This window comes from Streptomyces sp. AC555_RSS877 (assembly GCF_019049245.1).
Lineage (GTDB): Bacteria > Actinomycetota > Actinomycetes > Streptomycetales > Streptomycetaceae > Streptomyces.
Window position 1 is genome coordinate 188,863 of sequence record NZ_JAGMUK010000060.1, and the last position, 23,413, is coordinate 212,275.

At 71.9% G+C, this 23,413-nt stretch carries 21 protein-coding genes; 4 read left to right on the plus strand and 17 right to left on the minus strand.

Annotation, left to right across the window (positions count from 1 at the left end):
* Window positions 1-76: 76 nt before the first annotated feature.
* The 3 genes from KUM49_RS27655 to KUM49_RS27665 all read right to left on the minus strand — a co-directional run bounded on the left by KUM49_RS27655 (window position 77) and on the right by KUM49_RS27665 (window position 2,060).
* Window positions 77-1,117, minus strand: a complete 1,041-nt coding sequence (locus KUM49_RS27655) for an aminoglycoside phosphotransferase family protein (protein ID WP_217239669.1) — start codon at window positions 1,115-1,117, stop codon at window positions 77-79.
* Between the two features lie 273 nt (window positions 1,118-1,390).
* Window positions 1,391-1,588 carry a hypothetical protein gene (locus KUM49_RS27660; RefSeq protein WP_217239670.1) on the minus strand — a complete coding sequence of 66 codons (198 nt, stop codon included), beginning with the start codon at window positions 1,586-1,588 and terminating at the stop codon, window positions 1,391-1,393.
* Window positions 1,589-1,784: 196 nt separating this feature from the next.
* A complete protein-coding gene (locus KUM49_RS27665) occupies window positions 1,785-2,060 on the minus strand; it encodes a hypothetical protein (RefSeq protein WP_030038485.1) in 276 nt (91 codons plus the stop codon).
* 196 nt (window positions 2,061-2,256) lie between these two features.
* Here KUM49_RS27665 and KUM49_RS27670 point away from each other — a divergent pair, with 196 nt between their 5' ends.
* Window positions 2,257-3,678, plus strand: a complete 1,422-nt coding sequence (locus tag KUM49_RS27670) for a serine/threonine-protein kinase (RefSeq protein WP_217239777.1) — start codon at window positions 2,257-2,259, stop codon at window positions 3,676-3,678.
* A 26-nt stretch (window positions 3,679-3,704) separates the two neighbouring features.
* On the opposite strand, the gene KUM49_RS27675 is transcribed toward KUM49_RS27670, so the two are convergent.
* The 9 genes from KUM49_RS27675 to KUM49_RS27715 form a co-directional block, all read right to left on the minus strand.
* A complete protein-coding gene (locus tag KUM49_RS27675; protein ID WP_217239671.1) occupies window positions 3,705-4,523 on the minus strand; it encodes an RNA methyltransferase in 819 nt (272 codons plus the stop codon).
* A gap of 64 nt (window positions 4,524-4,587) precedes the next feature.
* A complete protein-coding gene (cobA, locus tag KUM49_RS27680; RefSeq protein ID WP_217239672.1) occupies window positions 4,588-5,820 on the minus strand; it encodes a uroporphyrinogen-III C-methyltransferase in 1,233 nt (410 codons plus the stop codon).
* Window positions 5,821-5,996: 176 nt separating this feature from the next.
* Window positions 5,997-10,526 carry a nicotinate-nucleotide--dimethylbenzimidazole phosphoribosyltransferase gene (gene cobT, locus KUM49_RS27685; protein ID WP_217239673.1) on the minus strand — a complete coding sequence of 1,510 codons (4,530 nt, stop codon included), beginning with the start codon at window positions 10,524-10,526 and terminating at the stop codon, window positions 5,997-5,999.
* A gap of 379 nt (window positions 10,527-10,905) precedes the next feature.
* Window positions 10,906-12,126, minus strand: a complete 1,221-nt coding sequence (gene cbiE / locus KUM49_RS27690) for a precorrin-6y C5,15-methyltransferase (decarboxylating) subunit CbiE (RefSeq protein WP_217239674.1) — start codon at window positions 12,124-12,126, stop codon at window positions 10,906-10,908.
* 100 nt (window positions 12,127-12,226) lie between these two features.
* Window positions 12,227-12,865: a GNAT family N-acetyltransferase gene (locus KUM49_RS27695; RefSeq protein WP_217239675.1), complete on the minus strand. Its 639-nt coding sequence runs from the start codon at window positions 12,863-12,865 to the stop codon at window positions 12,227-12,229.
* A 180-nt stretch (window positions 12,866-13,045) separates the two neighbouring features.
* Window positions 13,046-13,873, minus strand: coding sequence for a MetQ/NlpA family ABC transporter substrate-binding protein (locus KUM49_RS27700; RefSeq protein WP_217239676.1), 828 nt, complete (start codon window positions 13,871-13,873; stop codon window positions 13,046-13,048).
* Window positions 13,874-13,939: 66 nt separating this feature from the next.
* Window positions 13,940-14,677, minus strand: a complete 738-nt coding sequence (locus KUM49_RS27705; protein ID WP_217239677.1) for a methionine ABC transporter permease — start codon at window positions 14,675-14,677, stop codon at window positions 13,940-13,942.
* A complete protein-coding gene (locus KUM49_RS27710; RefSeq protein ID WP_254401848.1) occupies window positions 14,674-15,765 on the minus strand; it encodes a methionine ABC transporter ATP-binding protein in 1,092 nt (363 codons plus the stop codon). Before KUM49_RS27710 ends, KUM49_RS27705 begins: the two co-directional genes overlap by 4 nt.
* 381 nt (window positions 15,766-16,146) lie before the next feature.
* Window positions 16,147-16,797, minus strand: a complete 651-nt coding sequence (locus tag KUM49_RS27715) for an HAD family hydrolase (protein ID WP_217239679.1) — start codon at window positions 16,795-16,797, stop codon at window positions 16,147-16,149.
* Between the two features lie 69 nt (window positions 16,798-16,866).
* On the opposite strand from KUM49_RS27715, the gene KUM49_RS27720 reads away from it, so the two are divergent.
* Together KUM49_RS27720 and KUM49_RS27725 are read left to right on the plus strand one after the other, a co-directional pair.
* Window positions 16,867-17,226, plus strand: a complete 360-nt coding sequence (locus KUM49_RS27720) for a hypothetical protein (RefSeq protein WP_217239680.1) — start codon at window positions 16,867-16,869, stop codon at window positions 17,224-17,226.
* On the plus strand, window positions 17,207-17,656 hold the full coding sequence (locus KUM49_RS27725; RefSeq protein WP_217239681.1) for a hypothetical protein: 450 nt from the start codon (window positions 17,207-17,209) through the stop codon (window positions 17,654-17,656). The genes KUM49_RS27720 and KUM49_RS27725 overlap by 20 nt, the downstream gene beginning before the upstream one ends.
* A 59-nt stretch (window positions 17,657-17,715) precedes the next feature.
* Here KUM49_RS27725 and KUM49_RS27730 read toward each other — a convergent pair whose 3' ends face one another.
* The 3 genes from KUM49_RS27730 to KUM49_RS27740 form a co-directional block, all read right to left on the minus strand.
* Entirely contained in the window at window positions 17,716-18,213 is a 498-nt protein-coding gene (locus KUM49_RS27730) for a GNAT family N-acetyltransferase (RefSeq protein ID WP_217239682.1), read from the minus strand.
* Window positions 18,214-18,258: 45 nt separating this feature from the next.
* Window positions 18,259-18,765 carry an RNA polymerase sigma factor gene (locus KUM49_RS27735; RefSeq protein WP_217239683.1) on the minus strand — a complete coding sequence of 169 codons (507 nt, stop codon included), beginning with the start codon at window positions 18,763-18,765 and terminating at the stop codon, window positions 18,259-18,261.
* 74 nt (window positions 18,766-18,839) lie between these two features.
* Window positions 18,840-20,027, minus strand: a complete 1,188-nt coding sequence (locus tag KUM49_RS27740) for a glycerophosphodiester phosphodiesterase (RefSeq protein WP_217239684.1) — start codon at window positions 20,025-20,027, stop codon at window positions 18,840-18,842.
* A gap of 369 nt (window positions 20,028-20,396) precedes the next feature.
* Between KUM49_RS27740 and KUM49_RS27745 the strand changes: the two genes are divergently transcribed.
* Complete coding sequence (locus KUM49_RS27745) at window positions 20,397-21,068, plus strand: lysophospholipid acyltransferase family protein (protein ID WP_374200203.1); 672 nt, start codon at window positions 20,397-20,399, stop codon at window positions 21,066-21,068.
* Between the two features lie 223 nt (window positions 21,069-21,291).
* On the opposite strand, the gene KUM49_RS27750 is transcribed toward KUM49_RS27745, so the two are convergent.
* On the minus strand, window positions 21,292-22,815 hold the full coding sequence (locus KUM49_RS27750; RefSeq protein WP_217239686.1) for an MFS transporter: 1,524 nt from the start codon (window positions 22,813-22,815) through the stop codon (window positions 21,292-21,294).
* The gene (locus KUM49_RS27755; protein ID WP_217239687.1) at window positions 22,812-23,363 is read right to left on the minus strand and encodes a TetR/AcrR family transcriptional regulator; all 552 of its coding nucleotides are present in this window, start codon (window positions 23,361-23,363) and stop codon (window positions 22,812-22,814) included. The genes KUM49_RS27750 and KUM49_RS27755 overlap by 4 nt, the downstream gene beginning before the upstream one ends.
* Window positions 23,364-23,413: the final 50 nt, after the last annotated feature.

Genomic DNA, 23,413 nt, shown 5'->3' on the forward strand with positions numbered 1-23,413 from the left:
GGTTCAACTCCTCGCCGGTAGGTCCTGCTTGGTGCTTCGCCAGGACAGACTCTGTCCGGCTGCGGTCGGTTGCACCCTACTTCGCGAAACCAGGCTCCAACTGCGGCGGGGCGGAATCCATGCGGTCGCAGGCGTCGACGAGCGCCTGCTCCACCTCGTCCAGGGGGCGGTCCGCCGCGACGGCCTTGGCGATCGACCGGGCGGCGGTCTGCACGGTGAGCGCGCGGGCCGGGACGTCCAGCGCGGGCCAGGGATCGCCGGCCGCCGGGACGGCCGGGCCGCCCGCCGCTCGGTAGGCGGTCAGGAAACGGGTCCACTCCTCGGGCGGGAGCAGTCCGCAGGCGTACCAGGCGGCCGGGCGGGCCAGGTCCCAGGCCGGGACGCCGACACCGAGGTCGTCGACGTCGATGAGCAGCCACGGACCGTCGGGGGCGGGATGCCGGACCAGTTGGCCGAGGTGGAGGTCGCCGTGGCAGAGGGTGGTGGTGTCCGGCATGGGGGCCTCGTCGCGGGCCCAGGCCGGGAGGGTGGACCAAGCCCGCAGAACAGGGGTGGTGGCCGCGTGGTGGGCCGCCGCGGCGCGGAGCCGGGCGATCGCGAGGGCGGCTTTGGCGGGGCCGCGCATGGGAGGCGGAGCGAGGAGGGCCGGGGAGTTGTGCGCGCCGGTGCGGGGCGGGGGTGCGGGTGTGGACAGGGCCGCGGTGGGGGTCCGGTGGAGGCGGGCCAGGAGGGCGGCGGCGTCCTCCCAGGGGGCCGCGTCCGGATCCTCCGGGTCCACGGGGGTGCCGTAGGGCCAGAACGTCACGAGCCTGCCGTGCAGGTCGACCGGGGTCGCCCCGAGTGGGGGCAGGAGTATGCCGGGGAGGTGGGCTGCGGCGGTGAGACGCGGGGCCAGGCCGGTGCGGGTGGTGTCCGGGGCGTGCGCCTTGGCGACGGTCCCGGCGTGCCGGACGACTGTGGCGTCGGGGCGGTCGGCGAGGGTGGCGGTTGCCCCGCAGGGGCAGGCGGATGGGGCCGAGTGGGCCTTGGCCTTGGCTCGGGTGGTGAGGTCGGTCAGCAGGGGGTGGGTCACAAAACTCCTGGCGCGGGCACGCGGGTCGTTCGCGAGGGTACGCATGTCGTACGCGACTCGTCACCCTGCGTCGGTACGGACGTCGACTGGGGGCTCCGCCCTCAGATCCCCGGATTTGTGCCGGCTGCCGGCCCCCAGACCGCCGCGGCCGCTCAGCTCGGCAGACGCATCGGCCCGTTCAGGTTCAGGGCAAAGCAATGCCGGCGCAGCTCCCCAGCTGCGCCGGCATTTTTTGCCGTCCGCCGCACCCCCGTCCCCACGGGGTTTCATGGGTGGATGTCCCCGCCCGGACCGCTCTTCCGGGCCTGGGGTCGCCGCTCAGCGCCCCAGCATCACTCCCACGGACGACGCTTGTATGGCCACTGTCTCCCAGCCGTCGAAGACGAGGAGGAGCAGTGCCGCCAGGGGAAGGGCCATGAGTGTCGCCACCAGGGGGTGGCGACGGCCTGTTCGGCGATGGCGGAGCGCGATGCGCTCCTGGGTACGGACCAGTGTCCGCGGTGCCGTGTAGGCCATGGTCCCTCTCCTGACCGTCTCTGTTTCGTTGGCAGCGGCGGGTGTCTGACCTCGGGGGACGAGTGCTGCACCCGCCGCTTGACCTCAAATCTAGGCGTCCGGCGGTCGGTGCACGTCATGCCCTCGTACCGATTGCCGGGCCTCCCGGAGGATGAGCCGTGACCTGCGGTGTACTCCCGTGGGTGGAGACCGGGACCTAGGTCTCGGGGTCTTCCCGGAGGGGGCGTCCGCTGTGCCCCGCTTTCTCCGAGCTGTCCTCCCGCGGGATGGGCTGCTCGACCAGCGCCAGGACCCGGTTCGCCATGAAGCGGGCCGTGCGGACGACGGAGCCGTTACGGGTGACTTCGCTCACTTCCACGACCCCTCGGCGCACCGCTGTCTCCACCCGGCGGCCCGCTCGGCTCGCCACCACCTCGTACGTACGCGTCGTGTCCCCGGCGTCCACGACTATCTCCACGCGATCACCCTTCACGGGTTCAATCCCCCTTCTGCGACGGATGGTTGAGGTCACAGACCGGCCCAAGTCGCCTTGCCCGTGAGCTCTCTGACCACTCTTCAATTCTCCCACCCGGCACTGACAATCGATCGGGCCGAGAGGGCGCGGCCTCTGCGCGCGGCGGGCCGTGGAAACGTAAGCTGTGGCACGTCACACGGACCGGGCAGCGGGGATGAACATGGCGATGATGCGCCTGAGGCGCGAGGACCCGCGCGTCGTCGGCTCGTTCAGGCTTCACAGACGGCTCGGCGCGGGCGGGATGGGCGTTGTCTATCTCGGCTCCGACCGCAAGGGGCAGCGGGTCGCTCTCAAGGTGATCCGGCCGGATCTGGCGGAGGACCAGGAGTTCCGCTCGCGGTTCGCGCGCGAGGTGTCGGCGGCACGGCGCATCCGCGGCGGGTGCACGGCACGGCTGGTCGCGGCCGACCTCGACGCCGACCGGCCGTGGTTCGCCACGCAGTACGTGCCCGGCCCCTCCCTGCACGACAAGGTCGCCGACGAGGGGCCGATGGGCGCCGCCGACGTGGCCGCCGTCGGGGCCGCCCTGTCGGAGGGGCTGGTGGCGGTGCACGAGGCCGGTGTGGTGCACCGGGACCTCAAGCCGTCCAACATCCTGCTGTCCCCCAAGGGACCGCGGATCATCGACTTCGGCATCGCCTGGGCGACGGGTGCCTCGACGCTCACCCATGTCGGTACGGCCGTCGGCTCCCCCGGCTTCCTCGCCCCCGAGCAGGTGCGCGGCGCCGCGGTGACGCCCGCCACGGACGTGTTCTCCCTCGGCGCGACCCTGGCGTACGCGTCGATGGGCGACTCGCCCTTCGGGCACGGCAGTTCCGAGGTGATGCTGTACCGCGTGGTGCACGAGGAGGCGCAGCTGCACGGCGTGCCGGACGCGCTGGCCCCGCTGGTCCGGGCCTGTCTGGCGAAGGACCCCGAGGAGCGGCCCAGCACCCTGCAGCTGTCCATGCGGCTGAAGGAGATCGCCGCCCGGGAGACGCAGGGTCTCGCGGACGTACGGCCGCCCGCGCCGCGCGGCGGTGAGGCGGACCGGCCCACCGGGCGGCTCGCCGACACCTACCCGGAACGGGCGCCGCAGCGGCGTCCGCAAGGGCAGCAGGGTGCCCCGGGTACCCAGGGCACGCCCCCGCCGCGCAGCGGTCCCGCGTCACGGGGTCAGGCCCCGGTGCGGGGCGGGGCCCCGTCGCGGGGCGGCAGCGCCTCGCGGGGCGGCGGTCCGTCGTCGCGGTCCGGGGCGGCCGGGCGGAACACGACGCGGTCCGGCGGGAGCCGTCCGGCTTCGCGCGGTGGCGGCCGGCCGGCACCTAGGGGCACCGGAACGGGGCGGCGGCCCGCCAATCCGCGGCTGCTGCGCCAACGCCTCTTCGTGTTCGTCGTCGTCACGCTGCTGGTGGCGCTCGGCATCGCCGCGGCGCAGGGCTGCCAGGGGCCCCCGCGAGGGCTCGGGGGCGAGGGGAACGTCGTACGGAATGAGCAGCGGCAGCCGCTGCGGGCCGTGCGACCGGGCGACGAGCCGTCAAACGCGCCGGTGATGTCGTCCGAGCGGTACGAGTCGACGCCCACGACGTCCGGCTAGGCGCTCCCCGCCCGGTCGGTGGCGGCCTAGAGCTCGGGACGGCCCGTCGCCACGGCGTAGAAGGCGACCGCGGCCGCCGCGCCCACGTTGAGGGAGTCGACTCCGTGGGCCATCGGGATGCGCACCCATTCGTCGGCGGCCACCAGGGCCTGGGTGGAGAGGCCGTCGCCCTCGGCGCCGAGCATCAGGGCCACCCGGTCCATCTTGTGGGGGGCGGCTTCGTCGAGGGTCCTGGCCTTGGGGTCCGGGGTGAGGGCGAGGAGGGTGAAGCCCGCCTCGCGGACCGACTCCAGGCCCCTCGGCCAGGTGTCGAGACGGGCGTACGGCACGGAGAAGACCGCACCCATGGAGACCTTCACGCTGCGGCGGTACAGGGGGTCGGCGCAGTCCGGGGAGAGCAGGACCGCGTCCATGCCGAGGGCGGCGGCCGAGCGGAAGATCGCGCCGATGTTGGTGTGGTCGTTGACCGACTCCATGACGACGACCCGGCGGGCGGTCTGGAGGAGGTCGGCCGCGGTGGGCAGCGGCTTGCGCTGCATCGAGGCGAGCGCGCCGCGGTGCACGTGGTAGCCGGTGACCTGTTCGGCGAGTTCCGGGCTGACCGCGTACACCGGGGCCGGGAGCTCGTCGATGACGTCCCGCATGACGTCGACCCACTTCGCGGACAGCAGCATCGAACGCATCTCGTACCCGGCGTCCTTGGCCCGCCGGATGACCTTCTCGCCTTCGGCGATGAACAGGCCCTCGGCCGGCTCGCGCTTGCGGCGCAGTTCGACGTCGGTCAGGCCCGTGTAGTCGTTCAGGCACGGGTCGTCGGGGTCTTCGACGGTGATGAGATCGGCCACAGGGTGATACTGCCTTGTCCTGGGTGCGGTGCCAACGGCTGGGGACGGGTTGTGTTACCCCGGGTTACTCGGAGGTCTGGGGGCCCACCGTGACGACCTCTCCGACGACGATGACGGCCGGCGGCTTCACGTCCTGGGTCCGTACCGTCTCGGCGACCGTCGCGAGCGTGGCGTCGACCCGGCGTTGGGCCGCCGTGGTGCCCTCCTGCACGAGGGCGACCGGGGTGTCCGGGGACTTGCCGTGGGCCACCAGGGTTTCGGCGATCCTGCCGATCTTGTCGACGCCCATCAGGATCACGAGGGTGCCGGTCAGCTTGGCGAGGGACGGCCAGTCCACCAGGGAGCGCTCGTCGTCGGGGGCGACATGGCCGCTGACCACGGTGAACTCGTGGGCGACCCCGCGGTGGGTGACCGGGATGCCGGCCGCGCCGGGCACCGAGATCGAGCTGGAGATGCCGGGGACGACGGTGCAGGGGATGCCGGCCTCGGCGAGGGCCTGGAGTTCCTCCATGCCGCGGCCGAAGACGTACGGGTCGCCGCCCTTCAGCCGTACGACCGACTTGCCCTGCTTCGCGTGCTCGATCAGCGCGTTGTTTATGGCCTCCTGGGCCATGAAACGGCCGTACGGGATCTTCGCGGCGTCGATGACCTCGACATGCGGGGGGAGTTCGGCGAGGAGGTCGCGCGGGCCGAGGCGGTCGGCGATGACGACGTCGGCCTCGGCGAGCAGGCGGCGGCCGCGGACCGTGATCAGGTCCGGGTCGCCGGGGCCCCCGCCGACCAGGGCGACGCCGGTGGTACGGGTGCGGTGGTGCGGGGCGACGAGGGTGCCGTCGCGCAGGCCCTCGACGACCGCGTCACGGATGGCGGCGGTGTGGCGGGGGTCCCGGCCGCGCGCGTTCGTGGTGAGGACCGCCACCGTGACGCCCTCGCTGGTGCCGGTGGCCGGGGTCCAGGCGGTCGCCGCGTCGGCGTCGTCGGAGCGGACGCACCACACGCGGTGCGTCTCCGCCTCGGCGGAGGCTCGGGTGTTGGCCTCCGGGTCGCTGGTGGCGATCAGGGCGTACCAGGCGTTCGCGAGGTCGCCGTCGGCGTACGCGCGTCGCTGCCAGGTGATCTCGCCAGCGTCCGCCATCGCCTCGACCGAGGGGGTCGCCGTGGGAGACACGAGGTGGATGTCGGCGCCCGCTGCGATCAGGGCCGGGAGCCGGCGCTGGGCGACCTGGCCGCCGCCGAGGACGACGACCCTGCGGCCGGTGAGGCGGAGGCCTACGGGGTAGGCGGGGTGTTCGGCCATGAGGGTGCTGCTCCTCGGTGCGGTGCGGTGGCCCTGACGTGCGGATTTTACGGGGCAGGGGGTGTGACGGCTCAGGTGGTCCAGTGGATGAGCACCGTCGCCGTCTGCGGGTGGTGTGGTCCGCGCCCACCCTCCCCCATCGCCCTGCGGAACGACTGCCCACGGACCACGGGTGCCTACTTCTCAGTTACCCCTGCGGAGTCGAAGGTCGCCACCTCGTGCATCGCTCTCGCCGTGCTCTGCACCAGCGGGAGCGCGAGCAGCGCGCCCGTGCCCTCACCCAGGCGGAGGTCGAGGTCGACCAGGGGCCGCAGGCCCAGCTTGTTGAGGGCGGCCACGTGGCCGGGCTCGGCGCTGCGGTGGCCCGCGATGCAGGCCGCGAGGACCTCCGGGGCGATCGCGCGGGCGACCAGGGCGGCGGCGCCGGCGCTGACGCCGTCCAGGATCACCGGCGTACGCAGGGAGGCGCCGCCGAGGAGGAGGCCGACGATGGCGGCGTGTTCGAAGCCGCCGATCGCGGCGAGGACGCCGATGGGGTCGGCCGGGTCCGGCTGGTGGAGGTCGATGGCCCGGCGGACGACCTCGGTCTTGCGGGCCAGGGTCTCGTCGTTGATGCCGGTGCCGCGGCCCGTCACCTCGGCCGGGTCCGTGTCCGTGTAGACCGAGATCAGGGCGGCGGACGCGGTGGTGTTGGCGATGCCCATCTCGCCGGTGAGCAGCGCCTTGTTGCCGGCCGCCACCAGGTCGCGGGCCGTCTCGATGCCCACCTCGATGGCCTGCTTGGCCTCCTCGCGGGTCATCGCGGGGCCGGTGGTCATGTCGGAGGTGCCCGCGCGGATCTTGCGCGGAAGGAGCCCGGGGGTTGCGGGGAGCTCGGCCGCCACGCCGACGTCGATGACGCAGACCTCGGCGCCCACCTGGGCCGCGAAGGCGTTGCAGACGGCTCCGCCGCCGAGGAAGTTGGCGACCATCTGGGCCGTCACCTCCTGCGGCCAGGGGGTGACCCCCTGGGCGTGCACGCCGTGGTCACCGGCGAAGATCGCGACGGCCGCGGGCTCCGGGATGGGCGGCGGGCACTGGCGGGACAGGCCGGACAGCTGCGCGGAGATGATCTCCAGCATGCCGAGCGAGCCGGGCGGCTTCGTCATGCGCTTCTGCCGCTCCCACGCCTCGCCGAGCGCCTTGGCGTCCAGCGGGCGGATCTGCGCGACGGTCTCGCCGAGCAGGTCGTGCGGCTCCTCGCCGGGCAGCGCGCGACGGCCGTACGTCTCCTCGTGGACGACCCACGACAGCGGGCGGCGCTTGGACCAGCCGGCCTGCATCAGCTCCGGCTCGTCCGGGAACTCGTCGACATAGCCCACGCACAGGTACGCGATGACCTCGAGGTGATCGGGCAGGCCGAGGGCACGGACCATCTCACGCTCGTCGAAGAAGCTGACCCAGCCGACACCGAGGCCCTCGGCGCGGGCGGCGAGCCAGAGGTTCTCGACCGCGAGCGCGGCGGAGTACGGGGCCATCTGCGGCTGGGTGTGCCGGCCGAGGGTGTGACGGCCGCCGCGGGTCGGGTCGGCGGTGACCACGATGTTCACCGGGGTGTCGAGGATCGCCTCGATCTTGAGTTCCTTGAACTGCTTCGCCCGGCCCTTGGGAAGGGACTTCGCGTAGGCCTCACGCTGGCGCATGGCCAGGTCGTGCATGCTGCTCCGGGTTTCCGCCGAGCGGATGACGACGAAGTCCCAGGGCTGCGAGTGGCCCACGGAGGGGGCGGTGTGGGCCGCTTCCAGCACGCGGAGCAGCACCTCGTGCGGGATCGGGTCGCTGCGGAAGCCGTTGCGGATGTCACGGCGCTCGCGCATGACCTTGAGGACGGCCTCGCGCTCGGCGTCGTTGTAGGCGGGCGCGGCCGGGCCGGTGGACTGTCGTACGTCTTCCACTGGCGCCGTGCTCATTTCTTCCTGGTCCTGCCGGTCTTGCTGGTTCTGCTCGTCCTGCTCGTCTTCCTGGTCGGCGGCCCTGGTGTTCAGGTCCTCCGCTTGCTGTTCGGGGTCGGGGTGGCCCTCGCGGGGTGCGGGGACCGCTGCCGTGTCCTCCGGGCCCCGCGCGCCCTCCGGCGGGAGGGCCGTGGCATGCGGGGACGTCGGCGCGAGGTGCGGAGTGGTCGGCACCGAGCCCTCGACCTGGACGAACCGGCCCAAGGGCTGGTCGGCCTGGGACTCCGGTTCGGCGGCCTGCGGCTGGGGGGCGGTCGCCTCCGCCGAGCCGTCCGGGGCGAACTGGGCTGCCGCGTCCGGGAAGGGGTCCGCGGCGGTCGTCCCGAAGTCGTCCTGCACGAGGGGCGCGGCCTGGACGAGTTGAGGGCCCTGCGCGGCCTGGTCGACTGCCGCGTACTGGGGAGACGGCTCGGGAGTCACTGCTGCGGGGACCTCTTCGACGGGTGCCGTGGGGCCGTCCACGGGCTGCGGCGCGGCTGTTTCGGCGTCCGGGGCGGCCGGGAACGACACGGCTTCGGGGGCCGGGGGCGCGGCCTCGGCGGCGGGGGCTTCGCCGGGCTGCACGGCAGACTCGGGAAACGGTGAGGCGTCGTGGGCCGGGGCTTCGGGAAGCTGGGCCGCGTTCGACGAGGGGTCGGGGGCCGGAGCCTGCGTGACGTCCGGAGTCGCGTCGGCACCGGTGGGCTGTGCGGGGGCGGACTCGGAATCCGGCGCGATGCCGGAGGCGATCGCCTCGGGCACGGGCGGGATCTCGGAGGCGGCCGCTTCGGCGACCGGTGCGGGCTCGAACACCGGGGCGGGTTCAGGCGCCGGGGCGGCCTCGGCCGTGTGCGCGGCTTCAGGCTCCTGTACGGCGTCGGGAGCGGGAGCGGCTGCGAAGCCCTGCTCGGTGTTCACGGCGGTGTCGGCTGTCGGTACCTGACCGGCGTCGAATCCCGGCTCCTGGCCGGAATCGGCCGCGGCGTCGGTCGGCTCCGTCTGCCCGCCGTCCGTGTCCGGCCCCGCCGGCTGCTCCGCCTGTGCGGCGGCAGCAATCTGGTCCGGTACGACGCCCAGCGCCTGTCCCTCGTCCGGCGTCGGCACGGTCACCGGGGCCTGGGCGGCGTCCGGGGCCGCTACGGTCTCCGGCATCGGCCCAGCATCCGGAAGATGCGATTCCGCAGAGATCCGCGAGGCGTCATCGACCGGCACGGCCTCGTCACCGGGCGCGACCTCGGCGCCCTGCGGAGCCTGTGCGGCGTACCCACCCTCCTGGCCTTCCGCGGTCGGCGCGCCGTGTCCGTCGGCGTCCTGGACCGGCGGCACGAATCCCCCGTCGTGGTCCTCGGAAGCCTGCGGCGTCGCACCTGCTTGAGGCTCCGCAGCCTGCATGGTCCCCTCGCCGTGCCCGTCAGGGGACGGCGGGAAGTCGCCGCCGTAACCGTCCGGGGACGGCGGGAAGTCGCCACCCTGCCCGTCCGGGGACTGCGGGAAGTCGCCACCCTGCCCGTCCGGGGACTGCAGGAAGTCGCCACCCTGCCCGTCCGGGGACTGCAGGAAGTCGCCACCCTGCCCGTCCGGAACCTGCGCGAAGTCGCCACCCTGCCCGTCCGGGGACTGCGGGAAGTCGCCACCCTGCCCGTCCGGAACCTGCGCGAAGTCGCCACCCTGCCCGTCCGGGGACTGCAGGAAGTCGCCACCCTGCCCGTCCGGAACCTGCGCGAAGCCCTCGTCGTGAGCCTCCGGAGACTGCGCAAACCCGGAGCCCTGACCCTCCGGAGCCTCGGCGACCTCGTCGCCCTGGCTTTCCGGAGCCGACGTGACCTCGCCGCCCTGGCTTTCCGGAGCCGACGTGACCTCGCCGCCCTGACCGTCCAAGGCGTGCGCGAACTCGCTGTCCTGGCTGTCCGGGGCCTGGGCGCACTCGCCGTCCTGGTCCTCCGGAACCTGGTCGGGCCCGGAAGCCTGGCCCTCCGGGGCCGGGGCGACGGCGCCGCCCTGGCCCTCCATGGGCTCCGTGCCGTTCGTCCCAGTGCTCACGTCCGCGAGCGGCGGCGCGTGAACGGCGGCCGCGGTCTGCGGAGCCGTCGGTGTGGCGGTCTCGGTCGCGAGGCGGGTCATCGTGGCCTGGGCCGCGCCCGCCTGCTCGGCCGCGTGGTCCGGCGCCGGAACAACCGTTTCGGCAGTCGCGGCCTCGGGGCTCACCGGTGCCTGGACCGCGCCGTGGACGGGGGCCGCGCCCCACGGCGTCGCGCCCTGGGGCGGCGTCTCGCGGAGCTGTTGCGGGACGTCGAGGTATTCGGGGCCGGTGGCGCCCGGGCCGGACGGCCGTACCGGCGCTCCGACGGCGCCGCGGTCGGCGAGGGAGCGGACGGGGCTCGCGGAGGTGTCGGGGATGGGCGGGCCGAGGTGCAGGGGGCGGCGGGGCGGGGTCTGCAGCGACTGCGGCGCGGGGTTGGGGAGGCGGAAGCCGTTGAGGTCGACCGAACCGCTGTCGCGGCCGGACATCTCGTGCGGGCCGGGCTCGTGCACGGTCTCGACGACCGGCTCCGGCGCGGGCGGGGCGACCTCGTTGCCCCACGCGCCCTGGGCGCCCGGCAGCAGCAACAGGTCTTCGTCCTCGGCGGTGGTCTCGGAGAGGTAGGTGTACGCACCGTGCGCGGGGGCGCCCGGCTGCTCCACCATGCCTGCGCTCTCCGGCAGTCCCTCGCCCGGAACCTGGCCGGTGTCGGTCATGCGTAACCCCTCGCCCATCGGTTAGTGCTTCTTCGGCCGGCTCACCCGGAACGGCGCACCGACCGCCCCACAGTGAAGAACGAGCGTGCGTGCCCAGCGGCACGAACGACCCGTCGCCAAAAGACGACAAAGCCATTAACTGGCATTGTCGCGGCCGTTGCGCCGTCACGACAGCTTGATCCGCGACAGCCCGCTGTGGACTGCGCCACGTTGCGCGTCCTCCGGTTCCGCCGTACCACACCCACTCCAAAAGGGGCGTGTTTTCCGGACATTGGCCGACGAAGTGCCGAGCATCCGAGTGCGGTACAACGATCGGCCAGCCTACCGCGCGCAGTACGACAACAGGATCACGGGGACAGGATGCGGGACGCAACCGGAGTCAGGCCTTGCGGTCCGGCAGCAGGCCGCTGAGCAGGAACGCGACGCTCCGCTCGGTCTCCGTCCAGGCACGTGTGTCGAGTTCGACGGACTGAACGAGGGCGCACTCGACCTGGTAGCCGTGCTCGGTCAGGTCGCGGCCGACGAGTTCGGCCGCGTCACGGGTCGCCGCGTGCGTCACGATGCGGTGCGGACGGCGGTCGGCGACGGCCGAGACCACCGCCGCTCCCCCGCCGCCGACGCGGACGACGTCCGGTTCGGGCAGGTCCTCCAGGACGTGCGGGGCGGTGCCGCGCACGATCTGCAACTGCACCCCGAAGCCGCGTGCGGCGGCCTCGGTGCGCGCGCACGCCTCCAGGTCCCGGTCGACGGCGATGACGGCCGCCCCGGCCCGTGCCGCCTCGGTGGCGAAGGCACCGCTGCCGCAGCCGATGTCCCACACGAGGTCACCGACGTGCGGTCCGAGCCGGGCGAGTTGGGCGGCTCGAAGCAGTTCCGCCTCGCCTTCGCCCAGGTCACCCCCGTACGCCTCGGCGGGCAGGGTCCAGCCGCGCGGTGCGGTGTCCGGGGCCCGGCCGGCGATCCAGCCGCCGTCCTCCCTCGCCACACCGGGTCCGACGGTTCCGCCGATGACGATGACCACGTTCGGGTCGCGCCAGGTGTGGTCGGCGGCCTTGTCGGAGGTGACGACGGTGATCTGCTCGCGGTCGGTGCCGAGTTCCTCGCAGATGACGAAGGTGCGGTGGACGCCTTCCAGGAGCAGGCCGAGTTCGGCGGGGCCGGCGCCCGGTGAGGTGAGAACGGCGACCTTGGTGTGGGCGCGGCACACGTTCACCGCGCGGCGCAGGGTGCGGCGGTGTGCGACGACCACCTGGGCGTCGTCCCAGGGCATGCCGGCGCGGGCGAAGGCGGTGGCCACCGGAGAGACGGCGGGGACGACCTCCACCTCCAGCCCGAACTCGGGCGCGCGCAGGGTGCGTACGACACCGAAGAAGCCGGGATCGCCGTCGGCGAGGACGACCGCGGTGCCGCGGTGGCCGGCGGCACGGCGGGCGGCGAGGGCCACGCTGCCGAGGCGGATGCGCTCGGCGCCGGGCGGTACTTCGGGGAGCGCCAGGTGGTGGGCGGCACCGGCCACCAGCGTGGCGGCGCTGAGGGCGGAGCGGGCCGCGGCGGTCAGCGGCGAGCCGTCCCAGCCGATCACCGTGACCCGGTCGGCCATCGTCTCTCAGTCTCCAGGGGGGTTTGCGCAGGTTGTCAGGGGCAGCCCGGCGGGTTCTGAGGGTACCTGGTGGAATAGGCCGGGGCGGCGGTGCCCTCGGTCAGTTCCAGTCCGAGAACGACGTGAAACCGTCGGAGTCGGACAGCTGCTCGCCCGCGCCGTCGAGGTCCTCCGGGAGGAGACTCCACACGATGAAGTCGGTGCGGACATCGGCCCAGGTGCCGTCCTCGGCGCGGACGTGCGCTATGCAGGCGTTGCGCAGGACGCCCTCGCTGATGCAGCCGATCTTCTGGGCGACCTGCTGGGAGGCGGTGTTGTCGGCCGCGGTGCGCAGCTCGATGCGCTCGAGTTTCTGGTCGCGCAGGAGCCACTGGGCGGTGGCGAGGGCGGCCTCCGAGGCGTAGCCCTCGCCGCGGGCCCAGGGGGCGATGACGTAGGACAGTTCGGTGGACCTGATGTGCCAGTTCGTCTTGCCGAGCTGGATGACGCCGACCAGGCGCTGGGTGAGGAACTCGGTGACGGCGAGGGCTAGTCCGCGGCCCCCCTCGCGTTCGGCGGGCGCGTACGCGGTGATCCAGGTGCGGGCGGCGTCCTCACCGAAGGGCTGGGGGACGTCGGTCCAGGCGGCCACCTGCTCGTCGTTCATCATCTCGGCCAGGGCAGGCACGTCGTCCTCGTCGAGGGGACGCAGCACCAACCGCTCCGTGCTGATGGAGATGTTGGGGAAGGTGCCAGTCATGCGCCGCTCCGTAACCGTCGGGAAACCTTCAGCCTGCTGAACTGCCCAGCATGCAGCATGAAAGCACCGAACCGCACGACGGGGTCCTCCCCCACTGCCCGGAAGGCGTGGGGGGCCTCCACCCGGTGAAGCGGGTGAAGGAGCGGACCCCGTCGGTGGTGATACGCCGTATACGCCCCGTCAGAAGGAGGCGAGCACGGACCCGGCGTACTCGTCCTCGATGAACTTCCTGACGTCGGCGGAGGTGAGGAGCTTCGCGAGCTTCTTGACGCGCGAGTCGTCCTCGTTGCCCTTCTTGACGGCGAGGAAATTGCCGTACGGGTTGTTCTTCGACGACTCCAGGACGAGGGCGTTCTCGGCGGGCTTGAGGTCGGCCTCGATGGCGTAGTTGCCGTTGATGACGGCCGCGTCCACGTCGTCCAGGGAGCGCGGGGTCTGGGCCGCCTCCAGCTCCTTGAACTTGAGGTTCCTGGGGTTCTTGCTGATGTCGGAGGGGGTCGCCTCGTTGCCGACGCCGTCCTTGAGCGTGATGATGCCGTTGGCGTCGAGCAGCTTGAGGGCGCGGGCCTCGTTGACCGTGTCGTTCGGGACGGCGACGGTGGCACCGCTCTTCAGGGCGTCGACGCTCTTGACCTTGTGGGAGTAGAGGCCGAGCGGTTCCAGGTGAACCGTGACGACGGGCACGATGTCGGTGCCGTTCTTCTGGTTGAAGTCGTCGAGGTACGGCTTGTTCTGGAAGTAGTTGGCGTCCACCGAACCGTCTTCGGTCGCGGGGTTCTGCGTCGTGTAGTCGGTGAACTCCTTGACCTCCAGGTCGAGTCCCGCCTTCTTCGCCAGGTTGTCCTTGACGTAGTTCAGGATCTCGGCGTGCGGGGTCGGGCTCGCGGCGACGACCAGCGGTCCGCTGGTGTCGGAGGCGGAGTCCTGGTCCGAGCCGCATGCGGTGAGCCCGAGGGTGAGGGCTCCGGCGGCGAGGACGGCAGTGCTGATCTTGGTGGTGTTACGCACGAAAAGTGCCTTTCCTTATGGGTGGTGCGACCCCGCGGTGGGTGTGCGGGGAGTCCGGGAGGGGGGTCAGGCGACCTTGCCGACGTCGGCGGTCGCCGGATCCTTCGCCTTCAGCAGGCGCAGCCTGGGCGCGGGACCGGCCTTGCCGGCACGCCGGTGCAGGGAGCGGGCCGCGTAGTCGCCGGCGAACTGGATGACCGATATGACCACGGCGAGGATCGCCACGGTGATCCACATCAGCTCGGTCTCGAAGCGCTGGTAGCCGTACCGGATGGCGATGTCGCCGAGGCCGCCGGCGCCGACCGTGCCGGCCATCGCGGAGTAGCCGATGAGGGCGACGATCGTGGTCGTGGTGCTGGAGATCAGCGACGGCAGGGACTCGGGGACGAGGACCCTCCGCACAACCGTCCAGGTGTTGCCGCCCATCGCCTGCACGGCCTCGACGAGCCCGCCGTCCACTTCCCGGACGGCCGTCTCGACCAGGCGCGCGAAGAAGGGGATCGCGCCGATGGCGAGCGGCACGATCGCGGCCTCGCGGCCGATGGTCGTTCCGGTGATCGAGCGCGTGAAGTTCATCAGCGCGACCATCAGGATGATGAACGGCATCGAGCGGGCGATGTTCACGACCTGCCCGATGACCTTGTTCGCCACGACGTTCTGAAGCAGTCCGCCCCGGTCGGTGAGGACGAGGAGGACGCCGAGCGGGAGGCCGCCCACGACGGCGATCAATGTGGACCAGCCGACCATGTAGAGGGTGTCCCAACACGCCTGCTCCAGCAGGGGCTGCATCTCGGACCAGGTCACTGGGCACCTTCCTTCACCAGCAGGGGCTCCTGGCCCAGCACGTCTATCTGGAGGCCCTGTTCGCGCAGGAAGCCGATCGGCACGACGTTGTCGTCATAGCGGCCGGGCAGTTCGATGCGCATCCGGCCGACCTGGAGGCCGCCGACGGTGTCGATGGCGGCGCCGAGGATCGATATGTCGATGTTGTAGGTGCGGGAGAGCTGGGAGATGACCGGCTGGGTCGCCGCCTCGCCCTGGAAGGTGACGTCGAGGACGGTGCGGTCGGCGCCGGAGGCCTCGCCGCCCACCGGGAACAGCGCGGCGGCCAGCTCGGAGCCGGGGGTCGCGAGCAGCTCGCTGACCGTGCCGGACTCGACGAGGCGGCCCTTGTCCATCAGGGCGGCCGAGTCGCAGATCGACTTCACGACGTCCATTTCGTGGGTGATGAGCAGGACGGTCAGTCCCAGCTGCCGGTTCAGGTCGCGCAGCAGCTGGAGGATGGAGCGGGTGGTCTCCGGGTCGAGGGCGCTGGTCGCCTCGTCGGACAGCAGGACCTTGGGGTCGCCGGCCAGGGCGCGGGCGATGCCGACGCGCTGCTTCTGGCCGCCGGAGAGCTGGGCAGGGTAGGCCTTCGCCTTGTCGGCGAGACCGACGAGGTCGAGCAGTTCCAGGGCCTTGCGGGAGCGCTCCTGGCCCGACTTCCCGAGGATTTCGAGCGGCAGCTCGACGTTGTCCTGCACGGTCCGCGTCGACAGCAGGTTGAAGTGCTGGAAGACCATGCCGATACGGCTGCGCGCGCGGCGCAGCTCGCGGCCGGCCCGGGGCCCGCGCCCGGCGAGGGCGGTGAGGTCCTGCCCGGCGACGGTCACCGTTCCGGCGGTGGGGCGCTCCAGCAGGTTGACGCAGCGGATGAGCGAGGACTTGCCGGCGCCGGACTGGCCGATGACGCCGTACACCTCGCCTTCGCGGACGTGGAGATCGACGCCGTCCAGGGCGGTGACCTCACGGCCGCGGGATCGGTAGACCTTGGTGAGGCCCGATGTGGTGATCACGTGGGTTTCCGTCACTGTCGTGCGCAGGGCGTGGGTGTGCCCTGGCGCTGGGTGCATTCGGTGGGGAACGCGGCACGGTTCTCGTGCGGTGGCATGGCGAACCGGGGAGAACATGTGCGCGATGTGGGTCCCCCTGCGCCGTCAAGGCTCTGGGGGAGGCTCGGTCACATACGCGCTACGGCGTACGGACATGCCACGGCGGCTCGCTTCGGGGCTCCCCCACTCCCGGCTTCGCTCGAGCGGGGGCACCCCCCATGGCTCAGGGTGGTGCAGGGGCCCTCTAGAAGGCGCACATTCGACACATACAACGAGCACCGGGCGTCGTGGTCGCCTCGGTCGCAAGGGTGCGGCTGCTCGTCGTGGTCATGTGATCAGTAAAGCAGACCTACGCTCCTGACAAAGTGCCGCTGTCCGGATGCTGGACAGCGGCGGACACCCTCAGCCGGTGACCGAGATCTCGACTCCCCTGTCGGTGACCAGGGCGGACAGGGCCGACAGATTCTTGACCACGAGGTCGGCGGTGAGCTCGTGTGCCTCGTGGGTTGTGGTCAACGCCACGGTGGTCATTCCGGCCGCGCGGCCCGACTGGAGACCGGCCGGGGCGTCCTCGAAGACGACGCAGTGGGCCGGGTCGACGCCCAGTTGGCGGGCGGCGAGCAGGTAGGGCTCGGGATCGGGCTTGCCGCGCGTGATGTCGTCGGCGGCGATCAACGTCTTGGGCAGGATGCCGACGGCGTCGAGCCGGGCCTCGGCGAGGCGCCGGGTGGCGGAGGTGACGACGGCCCAGCGGTCGGCGGGGAGCCCGTCGAGGAACGCCCGGGTCCCGGGCAGCAGGTGCACGCCTCCGTTCGGTACGTCCTCCACCTCCAGCAGCTCGATCCGCGCGACGGCCTCCCGTACGACGTCCGCGGGCAGCAGGTCGGCGGCTATGTCCGCGGCCGGCCGTCCGTGCAGTTCGACGCGGGCGAAGGCGTCGGCCGTGATCCCGTACTCCACGGCCCACCGTGTCCAGCAGTGGTTCACGGACGCGAGGGAGGAGACGAGGGTTCCGTCGTTGTCGAACAGGAGGGCTTGTGCGTGGATCTTCATGTCCTCGACCCTACGGTGCACGTCGGGGTCGGCCGCATCGGGCCTTTTGGCCCGTAATAGGGTCGCGGCATGCTTGCTGCCCTGACGCTCGCGACCGGCGTCGCCGCACTTCTGCTCGCCGCATGGTGCGGCTGGGCCGCGTACCGTGATCAGCCGACCAAGGACTGGCACTTCATCGGGATGGCCGTGGTCTCCGTACTGGCCCTGGTCCAGCTGGTCGTGGGGATCGTGCAGTTGGCGCGGGGCGAGAAGCCGGAGCAGGGCACGACGATCTTCGTGTCGTATCTGCTGGGCGCGTTCGCGTGCGTTCCGGCGGCGGGGTTCATGTCGCTGGCCGAGCGGACGCGGTGGGGCTCGGTGACGGTCGCCGCGGGCGGCGTGGTGCTGGCGGTCCTCGAGGTGCGTCTCTATGACATCTGGGGAGGCTGAGGTGGCCATGACGGAGCAGAAGCCGACGCGTCAGCGGCTGATCAGCGGGCCGGGGATGCTGCTGGTCTGGCTGTACGGCGTGATGGTCGTCGGGGCGGTGTCCCGTTCGGCCGTGCAGATCTCGACGGACTTCGACCGGGCCCCGCTCGCGTACTCGCTGTCCGCGGTGGCGGGCCTCGTCTACGGGTTCATCACGTACTCGCTGGTGCGGGGCGGGGAGACGGCCCGCAAGGCGGCGCTGGTGTGCTGCGGGGCCGAGTTGGCGGGCGTGCTGGGCGTCGGGACGTGGACGCTCGTCGAGCCGTCGGCGTTTCCCGAGGCGACGGTGTGGTCGGACTTCGGGGTGGGGTACCTCTTCATTCCGGTGCTGTTGCCGTTGTCCGCGATGTACTGGCTGCGGAAGGCCGCGCGCCAAGGGGATGCCGCCTGAGGTTCCCAGGCGGCCGCGGGCCTGTCGTGGCGGGTCGCGCCCCTGACGGGGCGCTCACCTCACGCCGTCGCCGCGTAAGCCCCCGCCGGCTTTTCCAGGACGATCATCTCCACGCCGTCCGTGCCCCTCGACGTACCCACCGTCTCGTATCCCACCCGGCGGTACAGGCGCAGGTTGCCCTCGCTGCGGTGGCCCGTGTGGAGGCGGAACTTCTTGGCGCCGCGTTCCTCGGCCAGCGCCGACTCGGCCGCGCGCAACAGCCTCGCGCCGATGCCGTGGCCCTGGAGGCGGGGGTGGACGCAGAGCTTGCCGATGGCGGCGGCGCCGTCCTCGGTCACCGAGCCGCGCACCGAGCCGACGACCTCCTCGCCCAGCCTGGCCACGAAGACGCAGTCCCCGACGACCTCCTCGCGGACGGAGTCCAGGCTCTGGACGAGCGGATCGATGCGGTAGTTGCCGTAGAGAGCGGCTTCGCTCTGGAAGCACAGGTACTGCAGCCTGAAGATCTGCTCCGCGTCCTGCTCGGTCGCCGCAGAGATGGTCACGCTCATGCCCATGTGCGCACGCCTCCCGCTCACCTGATCGCCTGTCGTCCCTCACTCCTATCCCCGCGCTTCGCGGGCCGCAACCTCCGTCGTGAGCAATCGGCGCAGACATCCCAGGCATCTGGAACGTTCCGGACCGAGACCGCCCTGTGAGATACCCAACTCCCCCGCGATTTCCCGATAGGTGAGGTCCCTCGGCGACAGGAGGGCCGCCATCAGCCGGGGGCAGCGGCCGGGCAGCCGGCGTACGGCGTCGTACAGGGCGCGGCGGCGGGCCGAGGCGAGGGCGAGCTGTTCGGGGGTGCGGCCCCCGTCGTCGGCCGGGTCAGTCCTGTACGGGCGTTCGAGTCGGGTCGCACGGCGGGTGCGGCGGGACTCGGAGCGGACGGCTCGGCGGAGCCAGCCGGGCGGGTCGAGGGGCGGGCCCTGGGTGTCCAGGTGCTCCAGGAGGCGGAGCCAGACCGCCTGTTCCAGGTCGCCCGGTTCGGTTCCGGTGGCATGCGCCTCCGCCAGGGCCTCGGCGGCGAGCAGCGGGCGCAGGGTGGTCACGAGGTCGTGCGTCATGTGCAGGGCGACGCGGCGCCCGGGCTCCGGGTTGCCCGGGCGGCCGACTTGTCACCCCAACCGGGGCAGGTGGCTCAGCGGTTGACGAAGTCCTGGCGGGCCAGCACGCCGGTGTCCGGGTTGTCGGTGAAGACACCGTCGATGCCCGTCGCGAAGTACGTCCGGTAGGCGCCGAAGACGTCGCCATAGGCGTCGGGGTCGGTGCCCTTGCGGAAGTTCGCGGGCAGGAAGGGGTTCTCGTTGCGCAGGGTGTACGGGTGCAGGATCAGGCCGGCCGCGTGGGCGTCCTTGACGAGGGTGGTCGGCGCGGTGAGGTTGCCGGCCGAGTCGCGCGGGATGACCAGGTCGAGGGTGGGGCCGATGCCCTGGGCGTAGGAGGCGATCTCCTTGAGGCCCTTGGGGGTGACGAGGTCGGCGACTGTGCGCGGGTCGCCGGTCTCCACGAAGTCGAAGGGGCGGCTGCCCGCGCTGGACAGGAGCACCACCAGCGGGTTGTCGACGAGCTTGTTCAGGCGCCGGATGCTGGTCGGCTCGAAGGACTGGACGATGACCGGCGAGTTCTTGCGGTGCTTTCCGTGCTTGCGCAGCAGCCCGGCGATCCGCTCCTCCAGGCCGAGGCCCAGCTTGCGGAAGTAGGTGGGGTGCTTGGCCTCGGGGTAGATCCACACCTGCTTGCCGCGCTTGCGGGTCTGCTCGTCCTGCCACTTCAGGACCTCTTCGAAGGTGGGGATGTCCCAGCGGCCGTCATAGAGGGTGTTGTGCGGGCGGTTGGCCGGGATGCGCTCGATGGCACGGAGCCTCTTGAGCTCGGCGAGCGTGAAGTCCTCGGTGAACCAGCCGGTGGTGGAGACGCCGTCGAGGAGCTTGGTGGTCTTGCGGCCGGCGAACTCGGGGTGGTTCGCCACGTCGGTGGTGCCGCCGATCTCCGGCTCGTGGCGGCAGACGAGGTGACCGTCCCTGGTCGGCACCAGGTCGCCCGCCTCGACGATGTCGGCACCCAGGTCGAGGGCGAGCTGGTAGGAGCCGAAGGTGTGCTCCGGGCGGTATCCGCTGGCGCCCCGGTGGCCGATGACCGTCGGCACGGGCAGGCCCTTCAGGCCGCCCCCTCCTCCGTAACCCTCGTCCGCCGCTCTCGCCGTGCCGGACAGTCCGAGGACCGCTCCGCCCGCGCCGAGCACCGCGGCGCCGAGAAGCGCCCGGCGTCCGGTGCCGCCCGTCCGCCCGGTCGACTCCTGCTCGTGCTGCGACTCCTGCGTTCCCATGAACGCCCTCCTGTCATCGGCCCGACCATGCGCGCCGATCGTAGGTGCGTGTCCGTGGCGGGCGGGAGACCTGCGGCGGAACACGCGGGTGACAGGGGATGTCGTATGAGAACAGATGTCTGATGCTCTGTCGGCTTCACGGCAGCGGCCCGGGGTACGCGGTCGGTACGCGACCTCCGTCACATCGTTCCGTTCGGGTTACCGCTGGGAAACGCGGCGCCACCGCAGGTGAACGGGTGTCAACAGTGCGTAAGACCTCGGCGAATCCGGCGTTCCCGATGTGCACGACCCCCCAGGCCGCGAGTAATGTCCTCACCTGCACAGACTCATACAGATTGCCTCGCCGTTCTCTTGACCCCGGAGGGCCCGTTGTCCCGCTTCGCGCTCATCAAGGCAGTGCTCGGACCGATCATGCGCCTGATGTTCCGCCCACGGGTGGAGGGCGCGGAGCACATCCCGGGCGACGGTCCGGTGATCCTGGCCGGGAACCACCTGACGTTCATCGACTCGATGATCATGCCGCTCTTCTGCGACCGCCAGGTCTTCTTCATCGGCAAGGACGAGTACGTCACCGGCAAGGGCCTCAAGGGCCGGCTGATGGCCTGGTTCTTCACGGGCTGCGGCATGATCCCGGTCGACCGGGACGGCGGCCGCGGCGGTGTCGCGGCGCTGATGACCGGCCGCCGGGTGCTGGAGGAGGGCAAGGTCTTCAGCATCTACCCGGAGGGCACGCGCTCCCCCGACGGCCGGCTCTACCGGGGCCGTACCGGCATCGCCCGGCTGGCCATGATGACCGGCGCGCCCGTCGTACCGTTCGCCATCATCGGCACGGACAAGATCCAGCCCGGCGGGGCCGGCTTCCCGCGCCCCGGCCGGGTCACGGTCCGCTTCGGCGAGCCGATGGAGTTCTCCCGGTACGAGGGCATGGACCGCGACCGGTACGTCCTGCGGGCGGTGACCGACTCCGTGATGACCGAGGTCATGCGGCTGTCCGGGCAGGAGTACGTGGACATGTACGCCACCAAGGCGAAGGCGGCGTAACGCTCCGCTGAGCGAGAGGGAGCTGGGCCGACGGCTGTGTGTCGACTGCCGGTCGGCTGTGACTGGTCGCGCGGTTCCCCGCGCCCCTATGGGCGCTGTCCAGCCGCCGGCTGTCCGGGCAGGAGCACGTGGTAGCGCTGCGCCGAACCAGCCGGCCGCCCCGGCCGACGGCTGTGTGTCGACTGCCGGTCGGCTGTGACTGGTCGCGCGGTTCCCCGCGCCGCTAGTGGGCGCTGTCCAGCCGTTGGCCGCGGAGCAGGAACCATGCCGCCACCGCCGCGGTGAGCAGCACCGCCGCCCCCACGCCCGCCGCCAGCGCGAGTCCGTCCACGAAGGAGCCCCGGGCCGCGTCGAGCAGCGCCTCGGACGTGTGGGCCGGCAAGCCCGCCGACGCCTCCACCGCCCCGCCCAGCGACTCGTGTGCCTCCGCCGGTGTGCCCGCCGGGCCGGTGAAGTCGCGGTAGACGCCGGTCACGATCGAGCCGAGTACGGCGATGCCCAGGGCGGCGCCGAGTTCGTACGCCGTTTCGGAGACCGCGGACGCGGACCCCGCCTGTTCCTTGGGCACGGAACCGAGGATCACGTCGGCGGTGACGGTGAAGGAGAAGCCGGCGCCGATACCGACGAAGAGCAGGGCGGTGCCGAGGAGCGGGTAGCCGGTGGACTGGTCGATCACGGTGAGGGAGGCCAGGGCGAGGCCGACGGCCGCGAGGCCGCCGGAGACGACGGACCGGACCGAGAAGCGCCTGGCCACCGAGCCGGCGATCAGACCGGCCGCCACCGCGCCGACCGCTGCGGGCAGTTCGGCCAGGCCTGCTTCCAAGGGGCCCCTGCCCTGCACGAGTTGCAGGTACTGGGAGAGGAAGAAGACGAGGCCGGACAGACCGAGGATGGTCAGCAGGTCGGCCAGGACCGCGCCGCTGAAGCCGCGGTTGCCGAACAGCCGCATGTCGAGCAACGGCGCCGGCAGGGTGAACTGGCGTCGCACGAAGCCGTACAGTGCGCCGCCGCCCAGCAGGGCCGCGGCGAGCGTCTCCCACGTGAGGCCGTGGGTGGCCGCCTCCTTCACGGCGTACACGAGACCGATCATGCCGACCAGTGACAGGACGACGCTGCTCATGTCCCATGGGCCGGGACGCGGGTTCCGCGACTCGGGCAGCAGTTTGACGCCGACGACGACCAGGACCGCCATCACCGGCAGGTTGATCAGGAAGACCGATCCCCACCAGAAGTGTTCGAGCAGGAAGCCGCCGACGATCGGTCCGATCGCGGTGCCCGCGGAGGCGGTGGCGCCCCAGATGCCGACGGCGAGACTGCGTTCGCGCGCGTCGTGGAAGAGGTTGCGGATCAGGGCGAGCGTGGCCGGCATCAGGGTCGCGCCGGCGACGCCGAGCAGCGCCCGGGCGACGATCATCATCTCGGGTGTCGTGGCGTAGGCGTTCAGGACGGAGACCGCGCCGAACGCGGTGGCGCCGACGAGCAGGATCCGCTTGCGTCCGATGCGGTCGCCGAGGCTGCCCATGGAGACGAGCAGACCGGCGATGACGAACGAGTAGACGTCACCGATCCACAGAAGCTGGGTGCCGGTGGGGTTCAGGTCCTCGCTGATGTAGGGGGTCGCGAGGCCGAGGACGGTCGCGTCCACGGCCACCAGCAGCACGGCGAGCACGAGGACGGACAGCGCGAGCCAACGGCCGGGGCGCTTCACCGCCTCGGTCGGGTTCGCCGGCTGCAGGGTGCTGGTCATGGTTCCTCTCTCCGTAGTGCGCCGCCGAGCAGCAGCTCGGTGATCATGTGGGTGAAGTCCTTGGAGGCGACCCTGCCCTCCGACACCGCCCAGGCGCCGGAGGCCATCAGGCCGTAGAGCGCCTCGGTGAGCCAGGCCGGGGTCAGGTCGATGCGGAATTCGCCGGACGCCTGGCCGCGGCGGAACAGTGCGGCGATCCGGGCGTCCAGGCGGGCCCAGCCCTCGTTCTGCTCCTCGCCCTCGAACAGCTGGTTCTCGGTGTAGAGGAAGGCGAGCAGTCCGGCGGCCGGTTCGAGTTCCTTCACGAACCGGCGCAGCGCCTGCTGGGCCGGGCCGTCGTCGAGCCGTGCGGCGGCGGCCGCCGCCTCGCACTCCGCGATGCCGAGCGCCTCCAGTGCCCGGACCAGCACGTCACGCCCCGCGAACTGGCGGTGCAGGGTGGCCCGGCTGATCCCGGCCGCCCTCGCCACCTCGTCCATGGTCGCGGTGGATTTGCGGGTCAGCAGGGCCGCGGCGGCGCGCAGCACATGGTCACGATCGACAGCCATGAGACAATCATAGGCCATATGAGACAATTTTGTCTCATCGCAAACATGGC

Bases quoted from the DNA above. Each gene is read 5' to 3' on its own strand.
- KUM49_RS27655 (WP_217239669.1), bottom strand. From the start codon at position 1,117: ATGCGTACCCTCGCGAACGACCCGCGTGCCCGCGCCAGGAGTTTTGTG.
- KUM49_RS27660 (WP_217239670.1), bottom strand. From the start codon at position 1,588: ATGGCCTACACGGCACCGCGGACACTGGTCCGTACCCAGGAGCGCATC.
- KUM49_RS27670 (WP_217239777.1), top strand. From the start codon at position 2,257: ATGAACATGGCGATGATGCGCCTGAGGCGCGAGGACCCGCGCGTCGTC.
- cobA (WP_217239672.1), bottom strand. From the start codon at position 5,820: ATGGCCGAACACCCCGCCTACCCCGTAGGCCTCCGCCTCACCGGCCGC.
- cobT (WP_217239673.1), bottom strand. From the start codon at position 10,526: ATGACCGACACCGGCCAGGTTCCGGGCGAGGGACTGCCGGAGAGCGCA.
- cbiE (WP_217239674.1), bottom strand. From the start codon at position 12,126: ATGGCCGACCGGGTCACGGTGATCGGCTGGGACGGCTCGCCGCTGACC.
- KUM49_RS27695 (WP_217239675.1), bottom strand. From the start codon at position 12,865: ATGACTGGCACCTTCCCCAACATCTCCATCAGCACGGAGCGGTTGGTG.
- KUM49_RS27710 (WP_254401848.1), bottom strand. From the start codon at position 15,765: ATGCACCCAGCGCCAGGGCACACCCACGCCCTGCGCACGACAGTGACG.
- KUM49_RS27715 (WP_217239679.1), bottom strand. From the start codon at position 16,797: ATGAAGATCCACGCACAAGCCCTCCTGTTCGACAACGACGGAACCCTC.
- KUM49_RS27720 (WP_217239680.1), top strand. From the start codon at position 16,867: ATGCTTGCTGCCCTGACGCTCGCGACCGGCGTCGCCGCACTTCTGCTC.
- KUM49_RS27725 (WP_217239681.1), top strand. From the start codon at position 17,207: ATGACATCTGGGGAGGCTGAGGTGGCCATGACGGAGCAGAAGCCGACG.
- KUM49_RS27730 (WP_217239682.1), bottom strand. From the start codon at position 18,213: ATGGGCATGAGCGTGACCATCTCTGCGGCGACCGAGCAGGACGCGGAG.
- KUM49_RS27735 (WP_217239683.1), bottom strand. From the start codon at position 18,765: ATGACGCACGACCTCGTGACCACCCTGCGCCCGCTGCTCGCCGCCGAG.
- KUM49_RS27740 (WP_217239684.1), bottom strand. From the start codon at position 20,027: ATGGGAACGCAGGAGTCGCAGCACGAGCAGGAGTCGACCGGGCGGACG.
- KUM49_RS27750 (WP_217239686.1), bottom strand. From the start codon at position 22,815: ATGACCAGCACCCTGCAGCCGGCGAACCCGACCGAGGCGGTGAAGCGC.
- KUM49_RS27755 (WP_217239687.1), bottom strand. From the start codon at position 23,363: ATGGCTGTCGATCGTGACCATGTGCTGCGCGCCGCCGCGGCCCTGCTG.